At 64.6% G+C, this 18,457-nt stretch carries 16 protein-coding genes; 7 read left to right on the forward strand and 9 right to left on the reverse strand.

All coding sequences use genetic code 11. The annotated features are described in order from the left end of the window. The first annotated feature begins 1 nt into the window (after position 1). From CAG22_RS01415 to CAG22_RS01425, 3 genes are all read left to right on the forward strand, one after another. Positions 2–1,708, forward strand: a complete 1,707-nt coding sequence (locus tag CAG22_RS01415; RefSeq protein ID WP_085704117.1) for a putative 2-aminoethylphosphonate ABC transporter permease subunit — start codon at positions 2–4, stop codon at positions 1,706–1,708. A gap of 36 nt (positions 1,709–1,744) precedes the next feature. After that, positions 1,745–2,770, forward strand: a complete 1,026-nt coding sequence (locus CAG22_RS01420; protein WP_085704120.1) for a putative 2-aminoethylphosphonate ABC transporter substrate-binding protein — start codon at positions 1,745–1,747, stop codon at positions 2,768–2,770. Between the two features lie 133 nt (positions 2,771–2,903). Beyond that, a complete protein-coding gene (locus CAG22_RS01425; protein ID WP_085592465.1) occupies positions 2,904–3,452 on the forward strand; it encodes a phosphonate degradation HD-domain oxygenase in 549 nt (182 codons plus the stop codon). Positions 3,453–3,577: 125 nt separating this feature from the next. Here CAG22_RS01425 and CAG22_RS01430 read toward each other — a convergent pair whose 3' ends face one another. Beyond that, entirely contained in the window at positions 3,578–4,942 is a 1,365-nt protein-coding gene (locus CAG22_RS01430; RefSeq protein WP_061550299.1) for a GTPase/DUF3482 domain-containing protein, read from the reverse strand. Continuing rightward, a complete protein-coding gene (locus CAG22_RS01435; RefSeq protein WP_085704123.1) occupies positions 4,935–6,326 on the reverse strand; it encodes a DUF2868 domain-containing protein in 1,392 nt (463 codons plus the stop codon). The genes CAG22_RS01430 and CAG22_RS01435 overlap by 8 nt, the downstream gene beginning before the upstream one ends. A 54-nt stretch (positions 6,327–6,380) precedes the next feature. On the opposite strand from CAG22_RS01435, the gene CAG22_RS01440 reads away from it, so the two are divergent. Beyond that, positions 6,381–6,896: a dihydrofolate reductase gene (locus tag CAG22_RS01440; protein ID WP_013974654.1), complete on the forward strand. Its 516-nt coding sequence runs from the start codon at positions 6,381–6,383 to the stop codon at positions 6,894–6,896. A gap of 121 nt (positions 6,897–7,017) precedes the next feature. Here the strand turns inward: CAG22_RS01440 and CAG22_RS01445 are convergent, their stop codons facing one another. Next, positions 7,018–8,409, reverse strand: a complete 1,392-nt coding sequence (locus CAG22_RS01445) for an L-cystine transporter (RefSeq protein ID WP_075046670.1) — start codon at positions 8,407–8,409, stop codon at positions 7,018–7,020. Positions 8,410–8,653: 244 nt separating this feature from the next. Here CAG22_RS01445 and CAG22_RS01450 point away from each other — a divergent pair, with 244 nt between their 5' ends. After that, on the forward strand, positions 8,654–9,709 hold the full coding sequence (locus tag CAG22_RS01450) for a phosphorylcholine phosphatase (RefSeq protein WP_085704126.1): 1,056 nt from the start codon (positions 8,654–8,656) through the stop codon (positions 9,707–9,709). A 192-nt stretch (positions 9,710–9,901) separates the two neighbouring features. Here CAG22_RS01450 and ilvD read toward each other — a convergent pair whose 3' ends face one another. The 3 genes from ilvD to CAG22_RS01465 all read right to left on the reverse strand — a co-directional run bounded on the left by ilvD (position 9,902) and on the right by CAG22_RS01465 (position 13,951). Next, the gene (gene ilvD / locus CAG22_RS01455; protein WP_025340988.1) at positions 9,902–11,743 is read right to left on the reverse strand and encodes a dihydroxy-acid dehydratase; all 1,842 of its coding nucleotides are present in this window, start codon (positions 11,741–11,743) and stop codon (positions 9,902–9,904) included. Between the two features lie 270 nt (positions 11,744–12,013). Continuing rightward, positions 12,014–13,210: a class I SAM-dependent rRNA methyltransferase gene (locus tag CAG22_RS01460; RefSeq protein WP_013974648.1), complete on the reverse strand. Its 1,197-nt coding sequence runs from the start codon at positions 13,208–13,210 to the stop codon at positions 12,014–12,016. A gap of 201 nt (positions 13,211–13,411) precedes the next feature. Continuing rightward, complete coding sequence (locus CAG22_RS01465) at positions 13,412–13,951, reverse strand: type 1 glutamine amidotransferase domain-containing protein (RefSeq protein WP_025340987.1); 540 nt, start codon at positions 13,949–13,951, stop codon at positions 13,412–13,414. A gap of 191 nt (positions 13,952–14,142) precedes the next feature. Between CAG22_RS01465 and CAG22_RS01470 the strand changes: the two genes are divergently transcribed. Together CAG22_RS01470 and mutM are read left to right on the forward strand one after the other, a co-directional pair. Then, a complete protein-coding gene (locus CAG22_RS01470) occupies positions 14,143–14,961 on the forward strand; it encodes an HDOD domain-containing protein (protein WP_170929260.1) in 819 nt (272 codons plus the stop codon). A gap of 3 nt (positions 14,962–14,964) precedes the next feature. Beyond that, positions 14,965–15,777, forward strand: coding sequence for a bifunctional DNA-formamidopyrimidine glycosylase/DNA-(apurinic or apyrimidinic site) lyase (mutM, locus tag CAG22_RS01475; RefSeq protein ID WP_010955661.1), 813 nt, complete (start codon positions 14,965–14,967; stop codon positions 15,775–15,777). 111 nt (positions 15,778–15,888) lie between these two features. Here mutM and CAG22_RS01480 read toward each other — a convergent pair whose 3' ends face one another. The 3 genes from CAG22_RS01480 to CAG22_RS01490 all read right to left on the reverse strand — a co-directional run bounded on the left by CAG22_RS01480 (position 15,889) and on the right by CAG22_RS01490 (position 18,439). After that, on the reverse strand, positions 15,889–16,140 hold the full coding sequence (locus tag CAG22_RS01480) for a YfhL family 4Fe-4S dicluster ferredoxin (protein WP_013974644.1): 252 nt from the start codon (positions 16,138–16,140) through the stop codon (positions 15,889–15,891). A 108-nt stretch (positions 16,141–16,248) separates the two neighbouring features. Further along, positions 16,249–16,728: a pantetheine-phosphate adenylyltransferase gene (gene coaD / locus CAG22_RS01485; RefSeq protein ID WP_014861498.1), complete on the reverse strand. Its 480-nt coding sequence runs from the start codon at positions 16,726–16,728 to the stop codon at positions 16,249–16,251. Positions 16,729–16,840: 112 nt separating this feature from the next. Further along, a complete protein-coding gene (locus CAG22_RS01490; RefSeq protein ID WP_085704128.1) occupies positions 16,841–18,439 on the reverse strand; it encodes a GMC family oxidoreductase in 1,599 nt (532 codons plus the stop codon). Positions 18,440–18,457 lie beyond the last annotated feature (18 nt).

Consider the following 18,457-nt stretch of genomic DNA (forward strand, 5'->3'; position numbering starts at 1 on the left):
GATGGCCGCGCCAATGTCCCTGCCGCTGAGCCAGGCCAAGGCCACGCCGCGTGCTGGCGTCGCCCTGGGCGACCGGTTGTTTGTCGTCGGCGGCAAGAGCCTGCTGCTGATCCTTCTGGTGCTGTCGGTGCTGATGCCGCTGCTGGCGATCTTCTGGCGCGGCTTCAGCGCAGAAGCGGGCCAGGGTGGCGGCCTGCTGGCGGCCCGCGAACTGTTCGCCAGTGAAAACTTCCACTGGCTGCTGGGCAACAGCCTGTCGGTGGCCTTCACGGTGGCAGCCATCGTGGTGCCGCTGGCCTACCTGTTCGCCTATGCCCTGCAACGCACGCTGATTCCGGGCAAAGGCCTGTGGCGGGGGATTTCGTTGCTGCCGCTGCTGGCGCCGTCAATGCTGCCGGCCATCGCCCTGGTCTACCTGTTCGGTAACCAGGGGCTGCTGCGCGGGTTGCTCAGCGACAACATCTATGGCTTCTGGGGCATTGTGCTGGGCGAGGCCATCTACACCTTCCCGCATGCCCTGATGATCCTGCTGTCGGCATTGTCGCTGGCCGATGCACGCCTGTTCGACGCAGCGTCCAGCATGGGTGCCGGCCCTTGGCGAGCGTTCACCAGCATCACCTGGCCGGCCACGCGCCAGGCAGTATTCGCAGCGTTCTGCCTGGTGTTCACCCTGACCATCACCGACTTCGGTGTACCGGTCGTGGTCGGCGGTGACTATCAGGTGCTGGCGCTGGAAGCCTACAAGGCGGTGGTCGGCCAGCAGCAGTTCGGCCGCGGCGCGCTGATCGGCATGGTGCTGCTGTTGCCGGCGCTGTTCAGCTTTACCGTCGATGCCTGGCTACGCCGGCGCCAGGGCGAGGCCATGAGCGGCCGTGCCCAGGTGTTCGAGCCCAAGCCGTCGCGGGGCCGTGATGCCTGCTTCCTGGCGATCGTGCTGCTGGTGTGCGCGGCATTGCTGCTGGTGATCGGCATGGCGGTGTATTCGTCGCTGGTCACGTTCTGGCCCTACAACCTGTCGTTGTCGCTGCGTCACTACATGTTCGAGGACACCGCCGGTGGTGGCTGGCTGGCCTACCGCAACAGCGTGACCATGGCCATCGGCACCGCGCTGATCGGCAGCATCGTGATCTTCACCGGAGCCTACCTGATGGAGAAGACCCAGGGCCAACGCCTGCTCAACCAGGCGCTGCGCCTGCTCAGCTTCATCCCCATGGCCGTGCCGGGCCTGGTGCTGGGCCTGGGCTACGTATTCTTCTTCAACCTGAACGGCAACCCGCTGCATGTGTTCTACGGCGGCATGGGGCTGCTGGTGGTGTGCACCATCGCCCACTACCTGACCACCGCGCAGATGACCGCGACCACCGCCCTGCGCCAGCTAGACGGCGAGTTCGAGGCCGCCGCGCTGTCGCTGAAGGCGCCGCTGTACAGGCACTTCCTGCGGGTGACCGTGCCGATCTGCCTGCCGGCGCTGCTGGACATCATCCGCTACCTGTTCGTCTCGGCGATGACCACCGTGTCGGCGGCGATCTTCCTGTACAGCCCCGACACCATCCTGGCTGCCGTCGCCGTGCTGAACATGGATGACGCCGGCAATGTCGGTGGTGCCGCCGCCATGTCCACCCTGATCCTGCTGACCAGTGCCGGCGCTTCACTGCTGCTGGCCGCAGCCTCACGCGGCCTGCTGCGCCGCTCCCAAGCCTGGCGTTAACGCGCCGCGACCGTCTGACCTGTAAGGAACCTACCCATGTACAAGCACCTTGCACTTGCCGCTGCCGTTTCCGCCGTGTTCAGCCTGCAGGCTTTGGCCGCTGGTACCCAGCTGACGGTCTACACCGCCCTGGAAGCCGAACAGCTGAAGAGCTACAAGCAGGCCTTCGAGAAGGCCAACCCGGACGTCGAGATCAAGTGGGTTCGTGACTCCACCGGCATCATCACCGCCAAGCTGCTGGCCGAGAAAGACCGCCCGCAAGCCGACGCAGTGTGGGGCCTGGCTGCTTCCAGCCTGGCCATCCTCGACCAGAACGGCATGCTCGAAGCCTACGCACCGAAGGACCTGGGCAAGATTGCCGCCAATTACCGCGATGCTGCCAACCCACCAGCCTGGGTCGGTATGGACGTGTGGGCCGCGACCATCTGCTTCAATACCATCGAGGCCGAGAAGCAGGGCCTGAGCAAGCCGGTGAGCTGGCAGGACCTGACCAAGCCCGAGTACAAGGGCAAGATCGTCATGCCGAACCCGGCCTCGTCCGGCACCGGCTTCCTGGATGTCAGTGCCTGGCTGCAGACCTTTGGCGAGCCACAGGGTTGGGCGTACATGGATGCACTGCACCAGAACATCGGCCAGTACGTTCATTCCGGTTCCAAGCCGTGCAAGCTTGCCGCAGCGGGTGAATTCCCGATCGGTATCTCGTTCGAGTACCCGGCCGTGCAGCTCAAGCGCCAGGGCGCGCCGCTGGACATCGTGCTGCCTAAGGAAGGCCTGGGCTGGGAGATCGAGGCGACTGCGGTGATCAAAGGTTCGCCAAAAGCGGATGCGGCCAAGCGCCTGGCTGATTTCTCGGCAAGCCCGGCGGCCATGGAACTGTACAAGGAGAACTTCGCGGTGCTGGCTGCCCCGGGTATTGCCAAGCCGCAGACCGAACTGCCGGCGGACTATGAACAGCGCCTGATCAAGAACGACTTTGCCTGGGCCTCGAAGAACCGTGACCAGATCCTGGCCGAGTGGCGCAAGCGCTATGACGGCAAGTCGGAGAAGGTGGCTCAGCAGTAACCTGCACCGGCCTCTTCGCGGGCGCGCCCGCTCCCACAGGTACCGCGCAGTCCTTCAGCTGTGTGCGATCCTTGTGGGAGCGGGCATGCCCGCGAAGAAGCCACTGCTGCAATCCAGCCAGGAATAAACAGTGATGCCCACCCCAGCCCAGATCATCGACAGCACCTTCGCGCTGTACGAACGCCACGGCAGTGACGACTACATCGGCGAAGCCATCACCCAGCTCGAACACATGTCGCAAGCCGCGCAACTGGCCATGGCCGAAGGCTTCGACGACGAAGTGGTGCTGGCGGCGTTCTTCCACGACATCGGCCACCTGTGCGGCGGTGACGCCAGCATGGGCGGCTATGGCGTGGTCAGCCATGAGCGCATCGGCGCCGAGTATTTACGCCGCTGTGGCTTCGGCGAACGCATGGCGCGGCTGGTGCAGTATCACGTGGAGGCCAAGCGCTACCTGACTTTGCGCCAGCCTGGGTATTACCAGCGGTTGAGTGAAGCGAGCCGGCGGACCTTGGAGTATCAGGGGGGCGTGATGAGCGAGGACGAGGCGGATGTGTTCGAGCGGGATCCGCTGTTCGAGGTGAGCTTGCGGATGAGGGAGTGGGATGAGCGGGCCAAAGTGGTCGGGGTGGCGGTGATTGATTTGAATGGGTTGAAGCAGAAGGCTTTGGCTCTACTCTGATATTCCGGTTGCCAGCACTGGCCCTATCGCCGGCAAGCCAGCTCCCACAGGTACTGCGCAGTATTCGAAGGCAGTGGAGCTCCTGTGGGAGCTGGCTTGCCGGCGATAGGGCCAGACCTGCTTGATCAAAACTGTGAAACCAGCGCCTCCAGCTGTTCCTGCCGCTCAGCCTGGTTCAGCTTCGCCCCAGGGTTGAGGGTGGACCACTGCGGATGCGCCCGCGCCTTGCTCAGCGCCTCCGGCAACTTGCCCTCCCGCCAGGCCTTCTCATCCAGTTCCCCCAGCCGAATGCTGTCCTGCGCCGCATGCCCGCGGTTTTCCAGCGCCACCATCAACTGCTGCTGACGCAAGGCCAGCAGGCGCAACACCGTGTCGTCCACCGTCAGCTCGCGCTTGCCCTTGAGCTTGCCCATCAACCGCGACCCATAGTTGCGCGCCGTCTGCAGCGCGCCGCCGGCAATCGCTCCGGCCAGGGCGGCAGCCCCCAGTGTCAGGCCGCCGACCAGCAGGTCCACCCCGGCACCCGCCGCAGCACCGGCGGCCACACCACTGCCCAAGCGCACGCCCAGCAGCTTCAAGGTTTCGGGATTGAACAGGTCATCGCCCCAACGGCCATCCAGCAACGGCAGGTCGCTGGCATGGGCGTCCTCGCGGCGGAAGGCATACAGCTTGAGCAGTGCCTCGACGCAGCGCTGCTCGCGCTGGCGCACCTCTTGCCGCAATGCCTCGATGGCCCGGGCTTCGGCAGCCGGTTCGGCCTCGACGCTGCGCCGGCAGGCGGCGCAGTCCAGCAGCAGCTCGGCAATCAGGCGCTTGCCGCTGTGCCGGCGCGCCAGGCGCTGTGCCTGCTGGTCGTCGATCAGCCGCTGCAGGGCCGGGCGGGCGTCTTCCAGCAGCAGGGCCAGGCTTTCGTACAACCGGCGCTCGCCATCCTCTGGCGGGGCCACGCTGTCGAACCGCACCAACGCGTGAAGCCCAAGCCTGGCAAGGGCTTCACGCCATTGCGGCTCGCGGTGCTGGTGGCTGGCGACGAAGTTGAGCACCGGTAGCAGCGGCTTGCCGCAGCTGGCCAGCACTTCCAGTTCGTCGCGGTATTTGGCCAGCACCGGTTCGCGGGCGTCGATCACATACAAGCCGGCATTGCTGGCCAGCAGCTGGCGCAGCACCTTGGCCTCCTGTTCGAAACGCTGGCGTGCCTCGCTGCCTTGCAGAAAGCGCTCGAGGCGGGCCGGGCCGTCCAGGCGCTCGCCTGGGCGCTCCAGGCGTTCGAGGTAGTCGAGCAGGGCGATGGCGTCTTCCAGGCCCGGGGTGTCGTACAGCTCGAGCAAGGGTTCGCCGTCCACCGACAGCCGCGCACCTTCCACATGGCGGGTGGTGCTGGGGCGGTGGGAAACTTCGCCAAAGCCGACGTCACGGGTCAGGGTGCGCAGCAGCGAGGTCTTGCCGACGTTGGTGTGGCCGACCACGGCCAGTTTCAGCGGCTCAGTCATGGCCATGCTCCAGCCAGGTCAGCGGCGAGGTATCGGCATGCACCAGGCCAAGGCGGTCGAGGGCTTCGTGCCAGTCGCCCAGGCGCTGGGCGTCCAGGGCCTCGCCCGGTGCGGCCTGCAGTAGCCAGATGCGGGTGGCGCCGGCATTGCGTGCCAGCTCGGCGAGCAGCGCCAGGCTGCCGCGGTCGGGCGAACGGCGCGGGTCGCAAGCGATGGCCAGGCGTGCCGGCGGAAAACGGCTGAGCTGTTCGAGCAGGCGGTTGCGCGATTCGCGGCTGTCGAGCACGCCGGCACTGGTCACGCTTTTCGGCAGGGCGGGCGGCCAGGGGTGCTGGTCGTCCAGCTCCAGGCCGACCAACAGGGCACCGCTGCTGCCGCTTTCCAGCTGGCCAGCGGCAAACTGCGGCAAGGCTTCGGGCGCGGCATCCTGGACGCCGATGCGTTCGCTGCGCGGCATCAGCGCTTCACGCAGCTGCGCGTAGCCGGGCAGGCTGAGGTCCAGCGCCAGGCATTGGCGGCCTTGGCGCCAGCGCCACAGACACAGCCCGGCCAGCAGCAGACGCGGCAGCAGGCCGTACACCAGCACCACGCCAAGCAGCCAGCTGGCCCAGGCCTGGCGCGCCAGGTCCAGGGCCGGCTGGCTGTCGCCGCTGGCGCGGATCATGGCTTCGTCGGGTACCGTGAAGCCCAGCAACGAGGGCAGCGCGCCCAAGGCTTGGGTCAGGTGGATGAACGGGTCGGCGGCTAGCAGGGTGGTCTCCCAGACAAAGCCATAGCGCCGGGTTGCCAGCAAGGCCAGCAGCATGCCCAGTGCGGTGATCATCGCCAGCAGCCACAGGCCATGCACCAGCAGGCCGAGCAGCCAGCGGTTCAGGCGCTGGCGTTGCAGCAGCACCAGCAGCGCCGGTGCCAGGTGCGCAGCCTTGGCGTCTCGGGCAAAGCGTTCGCTCAGCCACAGCCACAGGCGGCCCAGCCCCGCGCCATGCTCGCCACTCAGGGCAAAGCCGATGGCCCAGCCCAGCAGCATCAGCAGGTTCAGCCCGAGCAGGCTGCCCAGGGCCCAGAACACATTCACCGGGCGCTGCCCGTCGCCCAGGGCGGCCAGCGCCAACCCTGCGCCGCTGAGCACGGCCAGCACCAGCAAGGCCAGCAGCGCCAGGCGTGCGCCCTGTTTCCAGTGGCGCAGTGCGGTGCTGATGCCGTCGCGTTCGGCCAGGAACAGGGCACGGGTTTCGATACGGGCCGCCAGGTCACCGCCTGCCTGGCGGGCGCGGCGGTTGGCTTCCTGGTCCTCCAGGGGGCCGGCATGTTCCTCGCGCAGGCGTACCGCTTCGGTGAGCCAGCGCTTGTCCAGTGAAGTCGGTGCGGTCACAAGGTCTTCCATTGCACAGGTCAGGGCAGAAGCATAACCCACACGCCCGGTGCTATCCTCGCTGGCATGAATACATCACTCCCCCTCAGCCTGATCGCGGCTCACGCCGAGAACCGCGTGATCGGCATCGACAACTCCATGCCCTGGCATCTGCCGGGGGACTTCAAGTACTTCAAGGCCACTACCCTGGGCAAGCCGATCATCATGGGGCGCAAGACCTGGGACTCGCTGGGCAGGCCATTGCCCGGGCGGTTGAATATCGTCGTCAGCCGGCAGGCAGGGCTGGAGCTGGCGGGGGCCGAGGTGTTCGGCTCGCTGGAAGAGGCGTTGGTGCGGGCCGAGCAGTGGGCGCGGGAGGCCGGTGTCGATGAGCTGATGCTAATTGGCGGGGCGCAGCTGTATGGGCAGGCGCTGGAGAAAGGGCTGGTCAGCCGCATGTACCTGACGCGGGTCGAGTTGTCGCCGGAAGGGGATGCGTGGTTCCCGGAGTTTGATCGGGGGCAGTGGACCTTGGTGTCGAGCGAGGCGCAGGCTGAGGAAGGCAAGCCTGGGTATCATTTCGAGGTCTGGGACAAGGTTTGAGATTGCCGGGGCTGCCTTGCAGCCCTATCGCGACACAAGGCCGCTCCTACAGGGGGCCGCGGTCCGTTGTAGGAGCGGCCTTGTGTCGCGACAGGGGCGCAGCGCGCCCCCCGGCAATCTGTCAGGAATGACTCAGCTCGGCATGTTCATCGCCAGCCAGCACATCCTTGTCGGTCTCTTTCAGCAGTTGGCTGGTCACCACCCCTGCGGTCATCGAACCGTTCACGTTCAACGCCGTGCGGCCCATGTCGATCAGCGGCTCCACCGAAATCAGCAACGCCACCAGCTCCACCGGCAAGCCCATGGCCGGCAGCACGATCAGCGCGGCGAAAGTCGCACCGCCACCTACGCCGGCAACACCTGCCGAACTCAAGGTGACGATGGCCACGAGGGTGGCGATCCACAGCGGGTCGAAGGTATCGATGCCCACCGCCGGCGCCACCATCACCGCCAACATGGCGGGATAGAGGCCTGCGCAGCCGTTCTGGCCAATGGTGGTACCGAACGATGCGCTGAAGCTGGCAATCGACTGCGGTACGCCCAGGCGGCGGGTTTGCGCTTCGATGTTCAGCGGAATGCTGGCGGCGCTGGAGCGGCTGGTGAAGGCGAAGGTCAGCACCGGCCACACCTTGCGGAAGAAGCGCAGCGGGCTCACGCCGGTGGCGGCGAGGATAACGCCGTGCACCACGAACATCAGCGCCAGGCCCAGGTACGACACCACCACGAAGCTGCCCAGCTTGAGGATGTCTTCCATGTTCGAGCTGGCCACCACCTTGGTCATCAGCGCCAGTACGCCATACGGGGTCAGCTTCATCACCACCCGCACCAGGCGCATCACCCAGGCCTGCAGGGTGTCGATGGCCGACAGCGCGCGTTCGCCTTTCTCGGCATCGTCCTTGATCAGCTGCAGCGCGGCCAGGCCGAGGAACACGGCAAAGATCACCACGCTGATGATCGAGGTCGGCTTGGCCCGTGCCAGGTCACCTACCGGGTTGCTGGGGATGAACGACAGCAGCAGTTGCGGGATGTTGAGGTCGGCGACCTTGCCGGCGTAGTCGCTGTGGATAACCTGCATGCGCGCACTTTCCTGCGCGCCGGCCACCAGGCCTTCGGCGCTCAGGCCGAACAGGTTGGTCAGGACGATGCCGATCAACGCAGCGATGGCGGTGGTCAGCAGCAGGGTGCCAATGCTCAGCACACTGATGCGGCCCAGCGACGAGGCATTGTGCAGGCGCGCCACGGCACTGAGGATCGAGGCGAAGATCAGCGGCATGACGATCATCTGCAACAGGCCGACGTAGCCGTTGCCGACCAGGTCGAGCCAGCTGATGGTGGCCTTGAGTACGGGGTGGCCAGCGCCATAGACGGTATGCAGGATCAGGCCGAACACCACGCCCAGCACCAGGCCCAGCAATACTTTCCTGGCCAGGCTCCAGTCGGTGCGGCGGGTTTGTGCCAGGCCCAGCAACAGGGCCAGGAACGCCAGCAGGTTAAGGGACAGCGGCAGGTTCATTGAAGCTCCAGCAGAAAAAAGCAGAAGAGGCATCGCCTCTGTGAGCGATTGCGAACGGAAATGCTAACAGGCTGAAAACAAACGAATTTATACCCAAATGGAATGTGCATAGTCGTTTATGGAATAACGGCGTGTCGCGGATTGCAATGAACACGGCGTTTGCAGCTGCATGGAGGTCGTTATCAAGGGCTGCCGGCGGGGATTGTTGCACTAGCGTTTCGGGGTCATTTCAGGAGATTCGTACATGAAGTTCGCTCCGAAAGCCGTCGCCATCGGCCTGTCCCTGCTGTTCAGTATCGAAACCTTCGCCACCGAGCTCAAGCACTGGCCCGCCGAGGCAGCCAGGCAGCTCGACGGCATGATTGCCGCCAATGCCAACAAGGGTAACTACGCTGTCTTCGACATGGACAACACCAGTTACCGCTACGACCTTGAAGAGGCCTTGCTGCCGTTCATGGAAAACAAGGGCCTGCTGAGCCGCGAAAAGCTCGACCCCTCGTTGAAGCTGATGCCGTTCAAGGATACCGCCGAGCACAAGGAAAGCCTGTTCAGTTACTACTACCGGCTGTGCGAAGTGGACGACATGGTCTGCTACCCGTGGGTGGCCCAGGTGTTCTCCGGCTTTACCCTGCAGGAGCTGAAGGTGCAGGTGGATGAGCTGATGGCCTCCGGCAAACCGATCCCGGCCACCTATTACGAAGGGGACCAGGTCAAGGCCATCGAGGTACAGCCGCCCAAGGTCTTCAAGGGCCAGGCCGAGCTGTACAACAAGCTGATGGAGAACGGTATCGAGGTCTATGTGATTTCCGCTGCTTCCGAGGAGCTGGTGCGCATGGTCGCGTCGGACCCCAAGTACGGCTACAACGTGAAGCCGCAGAATGTGATTGGCGTGAGCCTGTTGCTGAAGGACCGCGCCAGCGGCCAGTTGACCACCGCGCGCAAGCAGATCAGCGCCGGGCACTATGATGCCAAGGCCAACGAGGGGCTGGAGTTGACCCCGTACCTGTGGACCCCGGCCACCTGGATGGCAGGCAAGCAGGCGGCGATCCTGACCTATATCGATGAGTGGAAGAAACCGGTGCTGGTGGGGGGCGATACGCCGACCAGTGATGGCTACATGCAGTTTCATGGGGTGGATGTGGGCAAAGGTGGCATCCACTTGTGGATAAACCGCAAGGCCAAGTACATGGACCAGATGAACGGGATGATTGCCAGGAATGCCGCGGCGCAGGCCAAGGAAGGGCTGCCGGTGACGGCGGACAAGAACTGGGTGATCGTGACGCCGGAGCAGATTCAGTAGTTGGTGTTTCGCCTGTACTGGCCCTATCGCCGGCAAGCCAGCTCCCACAGGGAACACACAGGCCTTCAGAACTGTGTGGTCTCTGTGGGAGCTGGCTTGCCGGCGATAGGGCCAGTACGAGCAGCACACAAATCACAGGTATAAAAAAACCGGCGCCCAGGGCGCCGGTTTTTCATTCACACCGTCAGAGCCTCACAGCCCTTCCAGCATCGCCTTGTTACGCACAGCCCCCTTGTCGGCACTGGTCGCCAGCAGGGCATAGGCCTTCAGCGCGGTGGTCACCTTGCGTGGGCGTACTTCAGCCGGTTTCCAGCCCTTCTTGTCCTGCTCGACACGGCGCTCGGCCAGCTCTTCGTCGCTGACCTGCAGGTTGATCGAACGATTCGGGATGTCGATCAGCACCTTGTCGCCGTCGCGCACCAGGCCGATGGCGCCGCCAGCGGCGGCTTCCGGCGAGGCATGGCCGATCGACAGGCCCGAGGTGCCGCCCGAGAAGCGGCCGTCGGTGAGCAAGGCGCAAGCCTTGCCCAGGCCCTTGGACTTCAGGTACGAGGTCGGGTAAAGCATTTCCTGCATGCCCGGGCCACCTTTCGGGCCTTCATAGCGGATGATCACGATGTCGCCGGCCTTCACTTCGTCGGCGAGGATGCCGCGTACGGCGCTGTCCTGGCTCTCGAAGATCTTCGCGGTGCCTTCGAACACCAGGATCGACTCGTCGACACCGGCGGTTTTCACCACGCAGCCGTCCAGCGCGATGTTGCCGTACAGCACGGCCAGGCCGCCTTCCTGCGAATAGGCGTGCTCGACACTGCGGATGCAGCCGTTCTCACGGTCGTCATCCAGGGACTCCCAACGGGTCGACTGGCTGAATGCCGTCTGGGTCGGGATGCCGGCAGGGCCGGCCTTGAAGAAGGTGTGCACGGCTTCGTCATCGGTCTGGGTGATGTCCCACTTGGCGATGGCTTCTTCCATGCTGCGGCTGTGCACGGTCGGCAGATCGGTGTGCAGCAGGCCGCCACGGGCCAGCGAGCCGAGGATGCTGAAGATGCCGCCGGCACGGTGCACGTCTTCCATGTGATATTTCTGGATGTTCGGCGCAACCTTGCACAGCTGCGGCACCTTGCGCGACAGGCGGTCGATGTCGCGCAGGTCGAACGCCACCTCGGCTTCCTGGGCGGCGGCCAGCAGGTGCAGGATGGTGTTGGTCGAGCCGCCCATGGCGATGTCGAGCATCATGGCGTTCTCGAACGCCTTGAAGTTGGCGATGTTGCGCGGCAGTACCGACTCATCGTTCTCGCCGTAGTAGCGCTTGCACAGCTCGACGATGGTGCGGCCGGCGGTGAGGAACAGCTGCTCGCGGTCGGCGTGGGTGGCCAGAGTCGAGCCGTTGCCCGGCAGGGCCAGGCCCAGGGCTTCGGTCAGGCAGTTCATCGAGTTGGCGGTGAACATGCCGGAGCACGAACCGCAGGTCGGGCAGGCGCTGCGCTCGTATTCGGCGACTTTTTCGTCGGAAGCCGAGGAGTCGGCGGCAATGACCATGGCGTCGACCAGGTCCAGGCCGTGGCTGGCCAGCTTGGTCTTGCCGGCTTCCATCGGGCCGCCGGAGACGAAGATTACCGGGATGTTCAGGCGCAGGGCGGCCATCAGCATGCCGGGGGTGATCTTGTCGCAGTTGGAGATGCACACGATGGCGTCGGCGCAGTGGGCGTTGACCATGTACTCCACGGCGTCGGCGATGATCTCGCGGCTTGGCAGCGAGTAGAGCATGCCGTCGTGGCCCATGGCGATGCCGTCATCGACCGCGATGGTGTTGAATTCCTTGGCCACGCCACCGGCGCGTTCGATTTCGCGGGCGACCAGCTGGCCCAGGTCCTTCAGGTGCACGTGGCCCGGGACGAACTGGGTGAACGAGTTGGCGATGGCGATGATCGGTTTCTTGAAGTCTTCGTCCTTCATCCCGGTGGCGCGCCACAGGGCACGGGCGCCGGCCATGTTGCGGCCTTGGGTGGAAGTCTTGGAACGATAATCAGGCATGAAACACTCCTGGCGGCTTAATCAGGTCAAAAAAGGGGAGTGAGCTTCTCTTGTCCTTTGTACCGCAGGCCGGTTGCCACTGGCACGGATGGGGCCGAAGACCTCGCGGGATCGCCGCGTGCTTGGGCAGAGCTCATAAACCCGCCGGGGATGACTGGCGATGAATAGGCCGATTCTACACCGCTGGCGCGGCGAGGGAATGCAGATGTGGATAGCTGGCGGGGAGATTGCAGCAGGAAAGGGCCGCTTGGCGGCCCTTTTTAGCGGATATCAGCTGTTTGGCAGCAACCGGCAGGTGATGCTCTTGATGTAGCGGGTTTCGGCGATGGCCGGGTGCACCGGGTGGTCCGGGCCTTGGCCGCCGCGTTCGAGCAACTGCAGGTTGCGGTCCAGGTGACGGGCGCTGGTCAGCAGGATGTTGTGCAGGTCGTCCTCTGGCAGGTGCATCGAGCACGAGGCACTGACCAGGATGCCGTCCTTGGTCAGCATGCGCATGGCCTGTTCGTTCAGGCGGCGGTAGGCCGCTTCGCCGTTTTTCAGGTCTTTCTTGCGCTTGATGAAGGCGGGTGGGTCGGCAATGATCACGTCGAAGCGCTCTTCGGCGGCCTTCAGTTCGCGCAGGGCCTCGAACACATCGCCTTCGATGCAGGTCAGTTTCTCGCTGATGCCGTTCAGCGCGGCGTTACGCTCCACGCCGTCCAGGGCAAAGCCCGAGGCGTCGACGCAGAACACTTCGCTGGCGCCGAAGGCACCGGCTTGCACGCCCCAGCCACCGATGTAGCTGAACAGGTCGAGCACGCGCTTGCCTTTCACGTACGGCGCCAGGCGTGCACGGTTCATGCGGTGGTCGTAGAACCAGCCGGTCTTCTGGCCTTCGCGTACCGGGGCTTCGAACTTGACGCCGTTTTCTTCCAGCGGCACCCAGTCCGGCACTTCGCCATAGACGGTCTCGACATAGCGCTGCAGGCCTTCGGCGTCACGCGCGGAGGAGTCGTTCTTGAACAGGATGCCGCTTGGCTTGAGCACCTGTACCAGGGCTGCAATCACGTCATCCTTGTGCGCTTCCATGGTGGCCGAGGCCAATTGCACCACGAGGATGTCGAAGAAGCGGTCGACCACCAGGCCTGGCAACAGGTCTGAATCGCCATAGACCAGGCGGTAGCACGGTTGGTCGAACAGGCGCTGGCGCAGCGACAGGGCGACGTTCAGGCGGTGCACCAGCAGCGACTTGTCCAGCGGCAGCTTGGCGTCGCGCGACAGCAGGCGGGCGCAGATCAGGTTGTTCGGGCTCAGTGCGACGATACCCAGCGGCTTGCCGTTGGCCGCCTCGAGAACAGCCTGCTGGCCGGCCTGGAAGCCTTGCAGCGGGGTCGCGCTGACGTCGACTTCGTTGCTGTAGACCCACAGGTGGCCGGCGCGCAGGCGGCGGTCGGCATTGGCTTTGAGGCGTAGGCTGGGCAGGGACATGACGTCGCTCCGGGAAAAAAGAGCGGGATTATAGCCTGTTGCCGGGCCGCATGCCCGTTGTGGGAGCGGCCTTGTGTCGCGAAAGGGCTGCGCAGCAGCCCCAGGGTTTCAGCAGCGCTGCATGGATTGCCGGGGCCGCTTTGCGGCCCTTTCACGACACAAGGCTGCTCCTACAGGTCTCGCGTAGGCGATGAGATGGCGTCAGGCTGCCAATGCCTTGATCAGTTGCTGGTTGAACGCCGGAATGTCATCGGGTTGGCGGCTGGTGATCAGGTTGCCATCGACGACCACTTCTTCATCCACCCAGTCTCCGCCGGCATTGCGGATGTCGTCCTGCAGGGTCTTGTAGCTGGTCAGCCGCTTGCCCTTGGCTAACCCGCACGACACCAGCAACCAGCCACCGTGGCAGATCACCGCCAGTGGCTTGCCAGCCGAATCGTGGCTTTTCACCAGTTTCTGCGCGGCGGGGATCAATCGAATCGTGTCAGAGTTTTGCACGCCGCCGGGCAGCACCAGGGCATCGTAGAGGTCCAGGTGGGCGCTTTCGAAGGTTGCGTCCACGGCGAATGCGTCGGCCGGCTGGTCGTGGTTCCAGCCGCGTACCGTGCCCTCCTTGTCGCTGAGGATATCCACCACCGCGCCGCTCTGCTCCAGGGCTTCGCGAGGGCCTGTCAGTTCCACTTGCTCGAAGCCGTCGGTGACCAGGAAAGCCACTCGCTTGCCGTTCAGTTCTGCACTCATGGGCCTTGCTCCTTTCCTTGATGAATATGAGAAAGAGGCACGGATGGATAAAGTAAAGTTCCGGCGCAACGATTCAGTGGTTGGTCCATTTCCGGTCTGGAGGGTTAGAATCGCCGGTCCCAAACGAGTGTGCACGTATGTCCCAAGAACTCAGCGCCGAACAGATCCAGCAAGCCTTGCAAGGCATCACCATTCCGCCGCAACCGCAGATCATGGTCGATCTGCAGTTCGAGCAGTACATGCCTGACCCGGACCTGGAAACCATCGCCAAGCTGATTTCCCAGGACCCGGGCCTCTCGGGCGCCTTGCTCAAACTGGTCAACTCCCCGCATTTCGGCCTTTCCAACAAGATCGGTTCGATCCAGCGCGCGGTGAACCTGCTGGGCAGCCGTTCGATCATCAACCTGATCAACGCCCAGTCGATCAAGGGCGAGATGAGCGACGAGACCATCGTTACCCTCAACCGCTTCTGGGACACCGCCCAGGACGTGGCGATGACCTGCCTGACCCTGGCCAAGCGCACCGGCATCCAGGCGGCGGACGAGGCCTACACCCTGGGCCTGTTCCATGACTGTGGCGTGCCGCTGATGCTCAAGCGCTTCCCCGACTACATGGATGTGCTGGAAGAGGCCTATGCCAAGGCCGACGAGGAAACCCGCGTGGTCGACACCGAAAACCGCGCGTTCAATACCAATCATTCGGTGGTCGGCTATTTCACTGCCAAGTCCTGGCGCCTGCCCGAGCACCTCAGCGCGGCCATTGCCAACCACCACAACGCCCTGGCGGTGTTCCGCGACGAGAGTTCGCGCAATACCCAGAGCCAGCTTAAAAACCTGCTGGCGGTGCTGAAGATGGCCGAGCACATCTGCGCGTCGTACCGGGTGCTGGGCAACCAGGCCGTGGACCACGAATGGAATGTGGTCGGCCCGCTGGTGCTCGATTACATTGGCTTGTCGGAATACGATTTCGAAAACCTCAAGCAGAACATTCGCGAGTTGGGCGGGCACTGACACATGCCGGAATTGCCAGAAGTAGAAACCACCCGGCGCGGTATTGCGCCCCACCTGGAAGGCCAGCGCGTCAGCCGGGTGGTGGTGCGTGACCGGCGCCTGCGCTGGCCGATTCCGGAAGACCTGGATGTGCGCCTGTCGGGGCAGCGCATCGTCAGTGTCGAGCGGCGCGCCAAGTACCTGTTGATCAATGCCGAGGTCGGCACCCTGATCAGTCACCTGGGCATGTCGGGCAACCTTCGCCTGGTCGAGCTGGGCTTGCCGGCGGCCAAGCATGAGCACGTGGATATCGAGCTGGAGTCGGGGTTGATGCTGCGCTACACCGACCCGCGCCGCTTTGGCGCGATGCTGTGGAGCCTGGACCCGCTCAACCACGAACTGCTGCTGCGCCTGGGGCCGGAGCCGCTGACCGACCTGTTCGATGGCGAGCGGCTGTTCCAGCTGTCCCGTGGGCGGTCGATGGCGGTCAAGCCGTTCATCATGGACAACGCGGTGGTGGTGGGGGTGGGCAACATCTACGCCACCGAGGCGCTGTTTGCCGCCGGCATCGACCCTCGTCGGGAAGCAGGCGGGATTTCCCGGGCGCGTTACCTGAAGCTGGCGATCGAGATCAAGCGCGTGCTGGCGGCGGCGATCGAGCAGGGCGGCACCACGCTACGCGACTTCATCGGTGGCGACGGGCAGCCGGGGTACTTCCAGCAGGAATTGTTCGTGTACGGGCGGGGTGGGCAGCCGTGCAAGGTGTGTGGCACGGAGTTGCGCGAGGTGAAGCTGGGGCAGAGGGCGAGTGTGTATTGCCCGCGTTGCCAGCGCTGAGGCTTGAGGCCCTATCGCCGGCAAGCCAGCTCCCACAGGTACTGCACAGCTCTCGAGAGCGATGATATCTCTGTGGGAGCTGGCTTGCCGGCGATGAGGGCTGACCTGATATCAGGCCTTGCCAGTAATCCGGCGGTACTTGGCCATCAGCTCTTCTTCGGTTTCCGGGTGCGCTTCATCCAGCGGGATGCAGTCGACCGGGCAGACCTGCTGGCATTGCGGCTCGTCGTAATGGCCCACGCACTGGGTGCACAGGTTAGGGTCGATCACGTAGATCTCTTCGCCTTGGGAGATGGCCTCGTTCGGGCACTCGGGTTCGCAGACGTCGCAGTTGATGCAATCGTCGGTGATGATCAGGGACATGGGGACTCCGGCCGGGGCTCTGCGCCCGGGCATGTTCAACGCAGTGGGCACAATTGTGCCGCATTCGCGCCCGCAGTGCACGCGGGCGCGATGATCAGCCGCTAAAGGTCACTTCTTGAAGCGTTCGGTCAGCGCCTCGGCCACCACCGGGTGGACGAACTTGCTGATATCACCGCCCAGCGCGGCAATTTCCCGGACCAGGGTCGAGGAAATGAACGAGTAGCGCTCCGAAGGCGTGAGGAACAGGCTCTCGACGTCGGGAGCCAGTTGCCGGTTCATGTTCGCCAGCTGGAACTCGTACTCGAAGTCGGACACCGCACGCAGGCCACGCAAGAAGACGTTGGCGCCCTGTTCCTTGGCGAAATGCGCCAGCAGCGAGGAGAAGCCGATGACTTCGACATTGGGCAGGTGCTTGGTGACCTCACGGGCGAGCTCCACCCGTTGTTCCAGCGGGAACAGCGGGTTTTTCTTCGGGCTGGCCGCCACCGCGATGATCACGTGGTCGAACAGCCGCGAGGCGCGCTCGACCAGGTCGCCATGGCCTTTGGTAATGGGGTCGAAAGTACCCGGGTACAACACTCGGTTCATCGCGTCATCCTGGCTGGAGTGCGTTGGGGAGTCGGATGGTAGCGCAGCGACGGCGCCCCGGCCAAGTCATGCGGCCGGCTGATGGCACTATAGACAGGGGGCCTGTTCCTTGTCATGCGCTGTGTGCCAGGCGGGCGACCAGCGCTTCGGTGAGCCTGGCGCTGATGGCATACACCGACAGTTGCGGGTTGGCGCCGATACTGGTGGGGAACAGCGAGCCGTCGTGAACCGACAGGTTTTCCAGCTGGTGATGGCGGCCAAGGCTGTCGCATACCGCCTGGCGCGGGTCGTCGCCGAGGGCGCAGCCACCCATCACGTGAGCACTGCCCAGGCGCGTGCGGAGCGGCTCCAGGCGCAACTTGTCGATCATGGCCAAGGCCTGCTCCAGGCTGGACGCGGCGCTGGCATCGCTGTGCACGGGGGTGACCTGGGTGGCGCCGGCGGCGAACTGGATCTGCGCCATGCTGCGGTAGGCGCGGCGCAGGCCGTCGCGCAGGTAGTCGGTGACCGGGTAATCGAGCACCGGTGAGCCATCGCCGCGCAGCTCCACGGCCCCGCCCTGGCTTTGTGGGTGGAAGCCGTCACGCAGCAGCGCCAGCATCACGTGGGTATGTGGCAGCTCGGCCATGCGCCGGGCATTCTCGTGGCCATGCCCGCCAAGCAGTGTGCTGGCCAGGGCCGGGTGCAGCGGTGGTACTTCCAGCTTGTAGCCAACCGGGCCGTCGCTGCCGCCTTGCCATTGGAAATGGTCGCTGTAGATGGATTGCGGGGCGCCGTAGTAGGGGTCGATACGGTCGTTGAAGCGTGCTGCGCTGAAGTTGACCAGGTGCAGGAAGGTACGTTTGCCCAGACGGCCATGCGGGTCGGGCGCGTCGGAACGCAGCAGCAGGGCCGGGCTGTTGATGCCGCCACCGGCAAGGATGTAGTGACGCGCGCGAACGCGGATCTGCCGGCCTGTAGTGTGTATGCCCTGGCTATCCAGCGCCTGGCATGACAGGCCCTGGATGCGCTCGCCGTTGTGTTCGAAGCGCTCGGCCCGAGCCAGGTACAGCAGCTCGCCGCCTTGTTCGAGGGTGGCGGGAATACGCGTGACCAGCATCGACTGCTTGGCATTCACCGGGCAACCCATGCCGCAGTAGCCCAGGTTCCAGCAGCCGCGCACATTGCGCGGGATCACCGCCCAGCGGTAGCCCAGCTGTTCGCAGCCACGGCGCAGCACGTCATTGTTGGCGTTCGGTGGCAGGGCCCAGGGGGTGATGCCCAGTTCCTGCTCGATGCGCTCGAACCAGGGGCGCATTTGCTCCTCGCCCAGGCCGCTCACGTTGTGGGCTGCGGCCCAGTGCGCCAGGGTCTGTGGCGGCGTGCGAAAGCTCGAGGTCCAGTTGACCAGCGTGGTGCCGCCCACGGCGCGGCCCTGGAGGATGGTGATGGCGCCGTCCTTGCTCATGCGGCCCAGGCCTTCCTGGTACAGGCTGGCATAGGCTTCGTTTTCCAGCAGGTGGAAATCGCTGCTGGTCTTCAGCGGGCCTTCTTCGATCAGCAGCACCTTGAAGCCGGCAGTGCTGAGCATTTGCGCGCTGGTAGCGCCACCGGCACCGCTGCCGATCACGGCAATGTCGGCTTCCAGCGTGAGGTCGTGCTCCAGGCGCGAGGCGTCGTGGGTGATCCAGCCGCTTTCCAGGCCTTGGCGAAACGGGTCGGGTACAGGCATTGGCGCTGCTCTTGTTGT

It is taken from the genome of Pseudomonas sp. B8(2017), assembly GCF_002113575.1.
Taxonomy (GTDB): Bacteria; Pseudomonadota; Gammaproteobacteria; order Pseudomonadales; family Pseudomonadaceae; genus Aquipseudomonas; species Aquipseudomonas putida_Z.